We start from the raw sequence: 12,317 nt of genomic DNA, 5'->3' as shown, positions 1-12,317 counted from the left end.
CGTGCGGGCGCGACGGGTGGGCGGGACCCGCTGCGACGGGCTCCCGGACGCCGGGCGCAGGATCTCCCCCATGGGACAGGCACGGTCATCGCTGGGCGTCGCGGACCTGCAGCGGCTCGCCGCGCGGGGCTGGCGGGCGCAGGAGGAGGAGCAGCTGGGCGAGTGGCTGCTACGTGCCGCGGGCGGGTTCACCGGCCGGGCCAACTCTGCCCTGGTGGTCGGCGACCCCGGGCTCCCGCCGGCCGAGGCGGTGACGGCCGTGGCCCGCTGGTACACCGACCGCGGCCTGGCCCCCCGCGCCATGCTGCCCGGCGTGCAGGCCCGGCGCGCCGACGCGGCGTTCGCCGCCGCTGGCTGGGAGCGGAGCGACACCGTGCTGATGCTCACCGCACCGCTGGGCACCGCCCCGGCGCCGGCGGCCCCCGTGGAGCTCTCCCCCACCCCGGACGAGGCGTGGCTGGCCGCCTACTCCGGTGGCGGCGCGCTGCCGCCCGCGGCCCGGTCGGTGCTCACCTCCGCCGAGGACGTCGTGTTCGCCGCCGTCTGCCCGTCCCCGGGCCCGCCGGTCGCCGTCGCCCGCGGGGTGCTGACCGACGGGTGGCTGGGGGTCGCCGCGGTGAACGTGGACCCCGGGCACCGCCGGCAGGGGCTGGCGACCGCGCTGCTGGACGCGCTGCGCGGCTGGGCCGTCGAGCGCGGCGGGCACTCGGTGTACCTGCAGGTGACCGAGGACAACGCCCCCGCGCGCGAGCTCTACCGCCGGGCGGGGCTCATCGAGCAGCACCGCTACTGGTACCGGCGCGGGCCCGCCTGACCGGCGGAGAACCCAGCACGCGGCCGATCGCGAGGGCGGCGGACACCACCCCCAGGAAGAGGAAGCCCAGGTTCAACGTCTGGGTGACCGCGTTCCCGCCGGGCAGCAGCAGGTCGCCCTCGGGGCGCCGGGACGCCGCGGCCAGCGCGACCCCCAGCCAGGCCAGCGCGGGCAGGGCCGCCACCAGCCGCGAGCCGGACAGCCGGTGGGCCGCGCCGACCAGCAGCAGGTTGCCGGCCACCGCGGCGACCACCGAGACCGGCACCGGCACACCGCCGACCCGCCAGGGCAGCCAGAGCACCTCGACCAGCGCGAGCCACACCGCGACGGCCACCGCAGCGACGGCCCACCCCACCAGCTGCAGCGCCCTCACCCGGACACCGCCGAGGCACTGCCGTCGTCCAGGCCGGCGAACAGGTCGTCCTCCCAGCCGTGCGCGTTGAAGCCGGCCGGGCCCCGGGCGCCGCGCACCAGGCGGTAGTGCTCGACGGCCAGGACCTCCTGCCCCAGGCCGTTGGACAGCGCGAAGAACGGCTCGTCGACGACGACCTGGGTGCGGTGCGCGCGCAGCGCCGCCACCTTGGCCGCGGTGTACCGGCGTCCGTCGACCTCGGTGGTGACCACGTCGTCGGCGACGGCGAACGGCACGTCGTCGAGCTCGCCGAGCGGGGTGAAGGGCGCCTCGTCCCCGAGCGCGGTGAGCGCCTCGATGCCGCGCTGCACGACCGAGCGGGGCATCGCGTTCCAGTAGACCTTCCGCACCGCCCAGGCCCCGCCCAGGTCGGGACGGTGGGCCGGGTCGGCGGCGGCGTCGACCGCCGCCATCGCCACCCGGTGGGCCTGCACGTGGTCGGGGTGCCCGTACCCGCCCACCTCGTCGTAGGTGACCAGCACGTGCGGCCGCACGTCCCGGACGACGGCGACCGCCTGCGCGATCGCCTCGTCCAGGTCGGCCCGCCAGAACGCGCGGGGCCGGTCGTTGGCCGGGGTGCCGATCATCCCGGAGTCGCGGTGGTGCCCGGCCCCGCCGAGGAACCGCTGGTCGGTGACCCCCAGCGCCGCCATCGCGGCCGACAGCTCACCGATCCGGTACCCGCCGAGCTGGTCCGCACCGTCGGCGGCCAGCTGGGCCAGCTCCGGCACCAGGATCTCCCCCTCCTCCCCCAGCGTGCAGGTGAGCAGGGTGACCTGGACCCCCTCGGCGACGTACCGGGCCATCGTGGCCCCGTTGTTGATCGTCTCGTCGTCAGGGTGGGCGTGCACGAACAGCAGCCGGCGGGGAGGTGCGGTCACACGGCAATTAGACCGTGACCTCGACCAACGCCCGCACCCCACGCCACCCACGGACGCGAGCGCAGCGAGCTGTCGGGTCCGGGCACGGACCCGGAGGGTCCTGCCCGGACCCGACGAACACGCGAGGACCGACCGGAGAGCTGCGCAGTCGCGCTGCAGTGCGCGAGCGGAGCGAGCGTCTCATCGCACGTGGGCACGGCTCCTGGCCGCGGTGTGATCCGCCAGGATCACAAGACAGACGTGGCCTCCGCGTAGTGGCAGGCGTTGAGGTGCCCGGTGCCGCGGGTCTCGAGCGCCGGGTCCACGGTCATGCAGATCTCCCGCTCGCCGTCGTTGAGGACGTTGGCGAACTTCTGGCAGCGGGTGCGGAACCGGCAGCCCGAGGGCGGGTTGGCGGGGCTGGGCACGTCGCCGGTGATGATGATCCGCTGACGGGCCCGCTCGCGGCGGGGGTCGGGCAGCGGGATCGCCGAGAGCAGCGCCTGCGTGTAGGGGTGCGCGGGGCGGCTGAACAGCTCGTCGCGCTCGGCGATCTCGATGATCCGGCCCAGGTACATGACCGCGACCCGGTCGGAGATGTGCCGCACCACCGACAGGTCGTGGGCGATGAACAGGTAGCTGAGGTCCATCTCGTTCTTGAGGTCCTCGAGCAGGTTGATGACGCCAGCCTGGATCGACACGTCCAGGGCCGACACCGGCTCGTCGAGCACCAGCACCTTGGGCTGCAGGGCCAGCGCGCGGGCGATGCCGATGCGCTGCCGCTGCCCGCCGGAGAACTCGGCCGGGTAGCGGTTGGTGTGCTCGGGGTTGAGCCCGACGGTCTCGACGAGCTCGCGGACGCGGGAGCGCAGCTCCTTGTCGTCCTTGGTGAGCCCGTGGATGACCAGCGGCTCGGCGACGATGTCGAAGACGGGCAGCCGCGGGTTCAGCGAGGCGTAGGGGTCCTGGAAGACCAGCTGGATGTCCCGGCGCAGCGGGCGCATGGCCTTGCGGTCCAGTCCGACGAGCTCGCGGCCCTGGAACTTGACCGAACCGGCGGTGGCCGGCTGCAGGTTCAGGATGGCGCGCCCGGTGGTGGACTTGCCGCAGCCGGACTCACCGACCAGCCCCAGCACCTCGCCGGGGTAGAGGTCCAGGTCCACGCCGTCGACGGCCCGGACCGCGCCCACGGTGCGCTTGATCAGCCCACCGCCCTTGATCGGGAAGTGCTTCTCCAGCCCGCGGACGGACAGGATGGGCTCGCCGCGGTCGGGGGCGCCGTCGGCCGTGCGCTCGGTGGTGGGGGCGCTCATGCCCGGTCTCCGTTCGTGGGGCTCGTCGGGGAGCTGATCAGGCTGCCGGTGCCGCCGGTGGTGCCGGCGCCGGGAGCGACCTGGTCGCCCGGCGGGGTGCCCGGGGCGTCGAGGTCACGCCCGCCCTCGGCGACGGCGAGGTCGACCGGCACGGCCTCGGTGGCCAGCACGGAGTCGTCGGCGGTCTCGCTGAAGACCTCCGCGGCGTGCCCGTGCGCACGCTCGACCTGCTCGGTGCGGATGCAGGCGGCGGTGTGGCCGGGGCCGACCTGGAAGCGCTCGGGCTCGGCCTCGTCGCACGCGGCGATGTGCAGCGGGCAGCGGGGCGCGAACGGGCAGCCGGGCGGCATGTTGAGCAGCGAGGGCGGGGAGCCGGTGATGGGCGTGAGCCGCTCGCGACTCGTGGAGTCCACGCGCGGCAGGGAGCCCAGCAGCCCGAGCGTGTAGGGCATGCGCGGCTCGTAGTAGATGTCGTCGACGCTGCCGATCTCGACCGGGCGGCCGGCGTACATGACCAGCACGCGGTCGGCGATGCCGGCGACGACCCCGAGGTCGTGGGTGATCATGACCATCGCGGCGCCGGTCTCGGTGAGGGCGGTCTGCAGCACCTCGAGGATCTGGGCCTGGACGGTGACGTCGAGGGCCGTGGTCGGCTCGTCGGCGATGATCACCTCGGGCTGGTTGGCCATGGCGATGGCGATGACCACGCGCTGGCGCATGCCGCCGGAGAACTCGTGCGGGTAGGAGTGCACGCGGTCGCGGGCGTTGGGGATGCCGACGAGCTCGAGCAGGTCGACCGCGCGCGCCTCGGCGGCCTTGGACGACAGCGACCGGTCGTGGACCCGCAGGGTCTCCTGGATCTGGGCACCGATCTTGTACACCGGGTCCAGCGAGGTCATCGGGTCCTGGAAGATCATCGACACGCCCTTGCCGCGCACGCGCGACAGGCTGCGGTCGTTCTGGCCCAGCAGCTCCTGACCGCGGTACTTGACCGAGCCGGTGACCCGGGCGGAGCCGGGCAGCAGGCCCATGACCGCCAGCGAGGTGACGGACTTGCCGGAGCCGGACTCGCCGACGATGCCCAGCACCTCACCGGAGCGGAGCGTGTAGTCGACGCCGCGGACGGCGTGGACCAGCCCGTCCTCGGTGGGGAAGCGGACGTTGAGGTCGGTCACCTCCAGCAGCGGCGCCGAGGCGTCGAAGCCCGGCAGGCTGGTGTTGCGGCTCTGCTTCCCGGGCGCCTGGCTCAGCGTCCCCGAGGAGGAGACGGCGGTGGCGCCGTGGGACCCAGGGGTGGACATGGGGGTCTCCGTCACTGTTCTGTCAGGCCCGCACGCGGCGGTTGCTCGGGTCGAAGGCGTCCCGGATGCCGTCGCCGATCAGGTTGATCGACAGCACGATGATCAGCAGGGTGATGCCGGGGAAGTAGAAGAGCCAGGGTCGGGTGCTCGCGGCCTGCACGCCCTCGGACACCAGGCGGCCCAGGGACGTCTCGTTGGCTGCGTTGACACCGAAGCCCAGGTAGGTCAGCGACGCCTCGAGGATGATCGCGTTGGCCGCGGCCAGCGTCGTCCAGACGATCAGCGACCCCAGGGTGTTGGGGATCAGGTGCCGGAAGATGATCCGCGCGTTCGAGGCGCCCATGGCGTGCGCGGCCTCGACGTACTCCTTCTCCCGCAGCGACAGGAACTGGCTGCGCACGATGCGGGCGAGGTCCATCCAGCCGAAGAGTCCCAGGATGATGCCGACGCCCAGCGGGGTGCGGGAGCTGGGGAAGTTGCTGGCCACGACGATGAGCACGACCAGCAGCGGCACGGTGAGGATCAGGTCGACCACGCGCATCAGCACGCTGTCGAGCCACTTGCCGAAGTAGCCGGCCAGCGCACCGATCATCAGCCCGAGCGGGAAGGCGATGACGACGAACAGCAGCACGATGAACAGCGAGCGCTGCACGCCCTGCATGAGGCCGGCGAGCAGGTCGCGGCCGATGGCGTCGCTGCCGAGCAGGTAGCCGCCCTTGCCCGGGGACAGCGACTGGGCGTTCTGGTTCTGCGTGGCGTAGTCCTTGCCGTCGACCAGCGGCCCGATGAAGCCGAAGACGAGCAGCAGCAGGAAGATCGTCAGGCCGGTCATGCCGACCTTGTCGTGCAGGAACCGCCGGATGATCTGCTGGCGCTGGCTGCGCGCCTGGACGCCGAACTCGCGCTCGACGTTGCCGGTCCGGGCGGAGCCCGACTGTCCGGGCGGGGTGGCCCCGGCGGTGTCGGTGGTCGCTTGCGTGGTGGCCATGGTCCGTCCTAGGTGTCTGGTCGCTGAGCGGGGGGCGGGCTGCTCAGCCCAGTCGGATCCGCGGGTCGAGGACCGCGTAGAGGATGTCGGCGATCAGGTTGAAGAGCACGACGAACACCGCGCTGACCAGCAGCCAGCCCAGGACGACGTTGATGTCCTCCTGCTCGATGCCGCTGCTGATGAGGTACTCCCCCATGCCGTGCCAGACGAAGACGGTCTCGGTGATGACCGCACCACCGAAGAGCGTCCCGATGCCCAGCGCCACGACCGTGGTCAGCGGGATGAGGGCGTTGCGCAGGCCGTGCTTGAGGACGGTGCGCCGGTAGGTGAGGCCCTTGGCTCGGGCCAGGCGCATGTAGTCCGAACCCAGGACGTCGAGCATGGCGGCCCGCTGGAAGCGGCTCCATGCCGCGAACGTCAGCAGCGCCAGGCTGACCGTGGGCAGCACGAGGTGCCCGAGCCGGTCGCCCCAGATCTCCGAGGTCGTGCCGTAGGCACCGATCCCGGGGGTCTCCTCGCCGATCGTGTAGAGCACCTGGCTGCCGAACAGGTCGTTCACGCCGCCGGCCACGAACTCCTTGAGCAGGGCGGCGAACCAGAAGACCGGCAGGGCGATCAGCGTGTAGGCGATGAAGGTGAAGACGTAGTCCGAGGCCTTGTACTGCCGGACGGCGCCGATGACGCCGACGATGATCGCCAGCACGACCGCGATGACGACGGCGGCGATGATCATCCGCCCGGTGACGGCCAGGCGGGGCAGCAGCTGGTCGGTGACCGGCGTGCCGTTGAGCGTGTTGCCGAGGTCGCCGGTGAGCGCGTGACCCAGCCAGCGGAAGTACCGGACGATGAAGCTGTCGTTGAGGCCCAGCTGCTCCTTGAGGTTCTCGAAGAACTCCGGGGAGGGCAGCGGCTGTCGCGTGTAGTACTTCGCGAGCGGGTCGAAGCTGGCCGCACAGAGCGCGAACACCAGGAACGAGCTGGCGAACAACACGAAGACGGAGGCCAGGATCCGTCGGATCGTGAAGAAGAACATGCGGGAACCTTACGCCGACAGCGGAAGTCGTCCGGCGGGAGCGACCAGGTACAGCGAGGACTGTCCGGGTGCGGCACAGCCGGCGCCCAGGGGCCGCACGGCGAGCACGGGGACCGCGCCCCCGGCGGTGCCGGAGGGACACGAGGGCGACACAGCCCTGACACATCCGGTCCGGACGCACCGCGGCCCCCAGGGTGACCTGGGGGCCGCGGTGTGTCCGGACCCGGCGCCGCCTCAGCGGGCGGCGCCGGACCGGGGTCGTGCGGTGGTGCGGTGGTGCAGGTCGTGCGGTGCTACAGGTGCGGTGCTCGGTCCGGCAGGGCCGGACGGGTCACTGCACCGTCCACGTGCTGGCGTTCCAGAGCGGGCCGGACTGCGTGGAGTTGTCCACGACGCCGTTGATGGTGCTCTGGTGGGCGATGAACGTGGGCTTCTGGTACAGCGGCACGGTGGCCACCTGACCCCAGAGCAGCGCGTCGATCTGGTTGCCGATCACGGCCTGCGCGTCGGGGTCGGGCGTGGTCTGGAACTGGGCGAACAGGGCGTCGATCTCAGGGGTGCCCTGACGGCTGTAGTTCTGACCGACCGAGTCCGGCGCGGCCGGGGTCTCGTAGATCGACTGCGTGGAGCCACGGAACGGCGAGCCGACCCAGGCGAAGACAGCGGCCTGGAAGCCACCGCCGACCAGGCTGTTCGGGGACTCCGGACCCTTGAAGATGTCCGGGTTGCCGTTGAAGGACGCCTCGATGCCGGCGGCCTTCAGCTGCGGGATCATGACCTCGATCGTGGTCTGGCGCAGCGGGTTGTTCACCGTGGTGTCGATCTTGATGGACAGGCGACCACGCGTCGGGTGGGTGTAGATCCCGTCGGCGCCGAGGGTGTAGCCGTCGCTCTCGAGGAGCTGCTTGGCACCCGCGGTGTCCTGGGTCTTGTACTCAGCCGGGGTGGTGTCCTGGTACTGCGGCTGGTTGTTGAAGTAGATGCGGTTGCCCAGCACCTCGGCGTCGTCGGAGAACTGGCCGACGGTCTGGTCGACGATCTGCTGGCGGTCCAGCGCCCGGGTGAACGCCTGACGCACCTTGAGGTCGGCCAGGTGCGGGTCGGTGGTGTTGAAGTCCAGGTGCTCGAAGGACAGGCCGAAGGTCACGTCACTGGTGACGTTGGGCGCGAGGCCCTCGATCTGCTGCACCAGGTCCAGCTGCGGCTGCGGGTAGATGACCCCGATCTCCTGGTTGGAGAGCGCCTGGACGGCGGTCGTCGGGTCGTTGCCGATGTTCTGGATGACCAGGGCCTGCAGGCCGGTCGGCTGGCCCCACCACGCGGCGTTGGGGGTCAGGGTGACGGTCTGCTGACCGACGTTGATGTTCTCCTTCTTCAGCTGCCAGGGGCCGCCGGAGATGTCGCTGGGCAGACCCTCGGCGATCGGCCAGCCGGCAGCGACCGTGGAGCACAGCTCCTCGGGGGTGCTGTGGGCCATCAGGTGCGCCGGGAAGACCGGGTTGGACGAACCGGCCCACATGCTCTGCCAGTCGGCGTAGGGCTTGGTGTAGGTGACGGTCACGGTCTTGTTGCCGTCACCGCTGCCCTCGACCGAGGCGACCTGGTCGTAGCCGGTGGTGCCGAGCAGGTCGGCGCAGCCGCCGGTCGCCGGGTCGGAGTTCTTCTGCATCTGCCACGAGAACTCGAAGTCCTCGGCGGTGATGGGGGTGCCGTCGCTCCAGACCGCCTCGGGCTTGATCTGGTAGACGTTCACCTGCGTGCCGCCGTCGGTGGACAGGGTCGGCTCGGAGGCCAGCAGGTCCTTGTTGTACGTCACCGAGAAGTCCGGCTGGACGTCGAAGGTCTGGGGCAGCAGCTGCGCCGAGATGTTCGCCACCGAGGTGGCGTTGCCGGCGGAGATCAGGGGGAAGAGGTTCTCGGGGAAGTCCGTGGACTCACCGAAGACGACACGACCGGAACCGCCGGCGGCCTTCTCGCCGCCACCGTTCCCGCTGTCGTCGCCGCCACCACAGGCCGCCAGCGCCATCGCGCCGGTCACCCCGGTGGCGATGAGCACTGCACTGCGCTTGCTCAACTTCACGTTCGACTGCCTCCTCCGACCCGCGGGAGCGCGGGGGGACGTTCAGGTCTGACCGACCCGGGATCGCCGGGCGGACTGGGCTGGACTGCATGAACACCGCCTGTCGAGCAGCTGTCGGGACGCTGTCGAGCAAGGGGCGACGGGCGAACCCTAGGCAGACCCGAAAGAGTGAGTCCACGGCCGTCACCGTTTTGTTACCTCCCGTCACGAGCCCGTCCGGAACCCGAAACACCGCCGAAATGGCGGGCCTCACAACGGCCTCCCAGGCAGGCCCTCCCGCCGGGCGGTCGGCAGGGTGTGTCGGCCGGGAGCGCCCGGGGTAGTCACATCCCGACAACCGCCTGACCGAGGAGGACACATGAGTGCCGTGGACAAGATCAAGAACAAGGCCCAGGAGCTGTCCGGCCAGGGCAAGGAGGCCGTCGGCGACGCGACCGACAACCGCGACCTGCAGGCCGAGGGCCAGAAGGACCAGGCCGCGGGCAACGTGAAGCAGGCCGGCGAGAAGGTCAAGGACGTCTTCAAGTGACCTGCGGCGGTCGCTGAGACCGCCTGTCGAGAGCGCCGCCCCCGGACCGTCGGGGGCGGCGCTCTCGCACGTCCGGGGCGGTTGTGCCCCGGGACGCGACGGCGCAGGATGGGCCGTGATGATGAGCGCTGCTAATGAGATGAGCCCGTTCGGCGCCGTTCCGGCCGCCGTGGACGGCGCCGCGTTCGACACCGCCGCGGCCGCCGTGCAGGCCGCGCTCGCCGCCGGCGCCCGCTACGCCGACGCGCGGGTGGTCGACCGGCGGCACGAGTCGATGACCGCCCGGGACGGCGACGTCCGCACGCTGGACCAGACGGCGTCGGTCGGGCTCGGCGTCCGCGCCCTGGTGGGCAGCTCCTGGGGCTTCGCCGCCCTGGGCGACCCGGCCGGGGACGCCGACGCCCGCCGCACCGGCGCGCGGGCCACCGCGATCGCCCGGGCCTCGGCCGCCGTCCCGGGGCCGCCGATGGAGCTCGTCGCCGTCCCGGCGGTGCAGGGCGGCTGGTCCAGCGAGTGCCTCGAGGACCCCTTCGCCGTCCCGCTGGCGGAGAAGGCCGCGCTGCTCACCGGGGTCACCGCGACGATGAGGGCGGCGGGTGTGGCCGTCGCCGAGGCGCTGTACCAGGCCTGGGACACCCGCACCGCGTTCGTCTCCAGCGAGGGTGCGCGGATCGGCCAGCACGTGCGCGAGGTCGGCGCCGGCATGCACTGCCTGACGATGGGCGACGGGGAGACCCAGCGCCGGTCCTACCCGGCGTTCCGCGGCCAGTACGGCACCCGCGGCTGGGAGCTGGTGCGTGAGATCGACCTGCCCGCGCACGCCGACCGGATCGCCGCCGAGTGCCAGGAGCTGCTCACCGCGCCGCAGTGCCCCTCCGGGGACACGACGCTGATCCTGGGCGGTGAGCAGATGTCGCTGCAGATCCACGAGTCGGTGGGGCACGCCATCGAGCTCGACCGCATCCTCGGCTGGGAGGCGGCCTTCGCCGGCACCTCGTGGCTGGACCTCTCCCAGCTGGGCTCGTTGCGCTTCGGCTCGGAGCTGATGAACATCACGATCGACCCGACCATCCCCGGTGCGCTGGGCAGCTTCGGCTTCGACGACGAGGGCACCCCGGCCACCGCCCGGGACGCCGTCCGCGACGGGATCTGGGTCGGCGTCCTGGCCGGCCGGGACTCCGCCGCGGTGGCCGGGCTCCCCTACGCCGGCTCCGTGCGCGCCGACGGGTACGCCCGGCTGCCGATGGTCCGGATGACCAACGTGGGGCTGGAGCCCGGCCCGCACACGCTGGAGGAGATGGTGGCCGCCACCGACGACGGCGTGCTGATGGAGCACAACCGGTCGTGGTCGATCGACGACCGCCGGCTCAACTTCCAGTTCGGCTGCGAGATCGGCTGGGAGATCAAGGACGGGGAGCGCGGACGGATGCTGAGGAACCCCTCCTACACCGGGATCGGGCCGCGGTTCTGGCAGTCGCTGGACATGCTCGGCGGCGCGGCACCGGGCGAGTGGCGGGCGTGGGGCACGCCCAACTGCGGCAAGGGCCAGCCCGGGCAGGTCGGGCACACCGGGCACGGCGCCGCGCCGGCCCGCTTCTCCGGCGTCCGGGTGGGGGTGCGCGGGTGACCGCCGACCTCGACGCCCTCGCCGGTGCGGTCCTCGACCAGGTCCGTGCGCAGGCCGGCCCCGACGCGCAGGCGACCGTGCGCGTGGAGCAGGCCGCGCTGGCGCTGACCCGGTTCGCCGACTCCGCGATCCACCAGAACGTCGCCGACGAGCGGGTCACGGTGCACCTGCAGCTGACCGTCGACGGCGGCCGGACGGCGACCGCGGCGACCACCCGCAGCCGTCCCGACGCGCTCGCCGACCTGGTGGCCGCCACGCTCGCCGCGGCCCGGCTGCGTCCGCGCGACCCGGACCGGCCCGGGCTCGGCACCCCGGCGCCGCTCACCTGGGACGGCTCGTTCGACCCCGCGACCGCCGACGCCTCCCCCGACGAGCGGGCGGCCGCCGTCGCCGCCTTCGTCGGGGCCGCCGGCGGGCTCAGCACCGCGGGCTTCGTGCAGACCGCGTCGCTGACCACGGTGCTCGCCGACACCGCCGGCCGGCACCTGCGCGGCGCCACCACGTCGGCGATCGGCGACGGCATCGCCCGGCTCTCCGGCGCCGACGGCGTGGCCCGCGCCATGACCGGGCGGCTGGCCGACCTGGACTGCGCGGTCCTCGGCGCGCGGGCCGGCGCCAAGGCCCGCGCCGGCGTCGACGCCGTCCCCGTCGACCCGGGCGTGTACTCCGTGGTGCTCGAGCCGGCCGCGGTCACCGACGTCGTCGCCGGGCTGGTGTCCGGGCAGTTCAACGGCAAGGCCGTCGTCGACGGCACCTCGGGGCTGCGGCTGGGCGAGCAGCAGTTCGACCGCGCGGTCACCCTGGCCGACGACCCGCGCGCCGGCGTCGGCCTGCCCTTCGACACCGAGGGGACGCCGACCGGCCGCACCGAGCTGGTGCGCGGCGGCATCCCGGTGGGTCTGACCACCGACGCCCGGGTCGCCGCGGCACTGGGCCGGACGCCGTCCGGGCACGGCTCGGACGCCGCCTCCACGTGGGGCCCGGTGGCCGGTGACCCGGCCCTCTCCCCCGGCGACGGCGGGACGGTCGACGAGCTCGTGGCCGGGCTGGACCGCGGCCTGCTGGTCAGCGACCTCTGGTACACCCGCGCCGTCGACCCCAAGCGGTCGGTGTGGACCGGGCTGACCCGCAACGGGGTCTGGCTGGTCGAGGGCGGGCAGGTCGTGGCGCCGGTGAGCACGCTGCGGTTCACGCAGTCCTACCTGGAGGCACTGGCCCCGGGGGCGGTGACCGTCGGCTCCGTGGTCGAGGGGCAGCCGACCCGGCTGATGGGGCCGATGGGCTACAACCGGGTCGCCGTGCCCGCGCTGCGGCTGGCCGGCTGGAACGTCACCGGCAACGCCGCCGGCTGAGCCGGGTG

11 protein-coding genes are annotated in these 12,317 nt (G+C 72.8%); 4 read left to right on the top strand and 7 right to left on the bottom strand.

All coding sequences use genetic code 11. From position 1 onward, the window contains the following. The first annotated feature begins 70 nt into the window (after nucleotides 1-70). Entirely contained in the window at nucleotides 71-814 is a 744-nt protein-coding gene (locus tag KUM42_RS15100) for a GNAT family N-acetyltransferase (RefSeq protein WP_237493347.1), read from the top strand. Here KUM42_RS15100 and KUM42_RS15095 read toward each other — a convergent pair. From KUM42_RS15095 to KUM42_RS15065, 7 genes are all read right to left on the bottom strand, one after another. Beyond that, nucleotides 771-1,187, bottom strand: coding sequence for a hypothetical protein (locus KUM42_RS15095; RefSeq protein ID WP_237493346.1), 417 nt, complete (start codon nucleotides 1,185-1,187; stop codon nucleotides 771-773). The genes KUM42_RS15100 and KUM42_RS15095 overlap by 44 nt on opposite strands. Beyond that, complete coding sequence (gene mshB, locus KUM42_RS15090) at nucleotides 1,184-2,107, bottom strand: N-acetyl-1-D-myo-inositol-2-amino-2-deoxy-alpha-D-glucopyranoside deacetylase (protein WP_237493345.1); 924 nt, start codon at nucleotides 2,105-2,107, stop codon at nucleotides 1,184-1,186. Before mshB ends, KUM42_RS15095 begins: the two co-directional genes overlap by 4 nt. A 227-nt stretch (nucleotides 2,108-2,334) precedes the next feature. After that, complete coding sequence (locus KUM42_RS15085; RefSeq protein ID WP_237493344.1) at nucleotides 2,335-3,399, bottom strand: ABC transporter ATP-binding protein; 1,065 nt, start codon at nucleotides 3,397-3,399, stop codon at nucleotides 2,335-2,337. Further along, on the bottom strand, nucleotides 3,396-4,700 hold the full coding sequence (locus KUM42_RS15080; RefSeq protein ID WP_237493343.1) for an ABC transporter ATP-binding protein: 1,305 nt from the start codon (nucleotides 4,698-4,700) through the stop codon (nucleotides 3,396-3,398). The genes KUM42_RS15085 and KUM42_RS15080 overlap by 4 nt, the downstream gene beginning before the upstream one ends. Before the next feature lie 22 nt (nucleotides 4,701-4,722). Next, nucleotides 4,723-5,688, bottom strand: coding sequence for an ABC transporter permease (locus KUM42_RS15075; protein ID WP_237493342.1), 966 nt, complete (start codon nucleotides 5,686-5,688; stop codon nucleotides 4,723-4,725). Nucleotides 5,689-5,731: 43 nt separating this feature from the next. Further along, a complete protein-coding gene (locus KUM42_RS15070) occupies nucleotides 5,732-6,721 on the bottom strand; it encodes an ABC transporter permease (protein ID WP_237493341.1) in 990 nt (329 codons plus the stop codon). A gap of 331 nt (nucleotides 6,722-7,052) precedes the next feature. Continuing rightward, nucleotides 7,053-8,801: an ABC transporter family substrate-binding protein gene (locus tag KUM42_RS15065; protein WP_237493340.1), complete on the bottom strand. Its 1,749-nt coding sequence runs from the start codon at nucleotides 8,799-8,801 to the stop codon at nucleotides 7,053-7,055. A 358-nt stretch (nucleotides 8,802-9,159) separates the two neighbouring features. Here KUM42_RS15065 and KUM42_RS15060 point away from each other — a divergent pair, with 358 nt between their 5' ends. The 3 genes from KUM42_RS15060 to KUM42_RS15050 all read left to right on the top strand — a co-directional run bounded on the left by KUM42_RS15060 (nucleotide 9,160) and on the right by KUM42_RS15050 (nucleotide 12,309). Next, on the top strand, nucleotides 9,160-9,330 hold the full coding sequence (locus tag KUM42_RS15060; RefSeq protein ID WP_237493339.1) for a CsbD family protein: 171 nt from the start codon (nucleotides 9,160-9,162) through the stop codon (nucleotides 9,328-9,330). Between the two features lie 121 nt (nucleotides 9,331-9,451). After that, a complete protein-coding gene (locus KUM42_RS15055; protein WP_237493338.1) occupies nucleotides 9,452-10,957 on the top strand; it encodes a TldD/PmbA family protein in 1,506 nt (501 codons plus the stop codon). Beyond that, nucleotides 10,954-12,309 (top strand): metallopeptidase TldD-related protein, encoded by a 1,356-nt coding sequence (locus KUM42_RS15050; protein ID WP_237493337.1) that lies wholly within the window; start codon nucleotides 10,954-10,956, stop codon nucleotides 12,307-12,309. The genes KUM42_RS15055 and KUM42_RS15050 overlap by 4 nt, the downstream gene beginning before the upstream one ends. The last annotated feature ends 8 nt before the right edge of the window (nucleotides 12,310-12,317 follow it).

Source organism: Modestobacter sp. L9-4 (assembly GCF_019112525.1).
Classification (GTDB): Bacteria; Actinomycetota; Actinomycetes; order Mycobacteriales; family Geodermatophilaceae; genus Modestobacter.
This window is presented reverse-complemented; position numbering and strand designations above follow the sequence as displayed.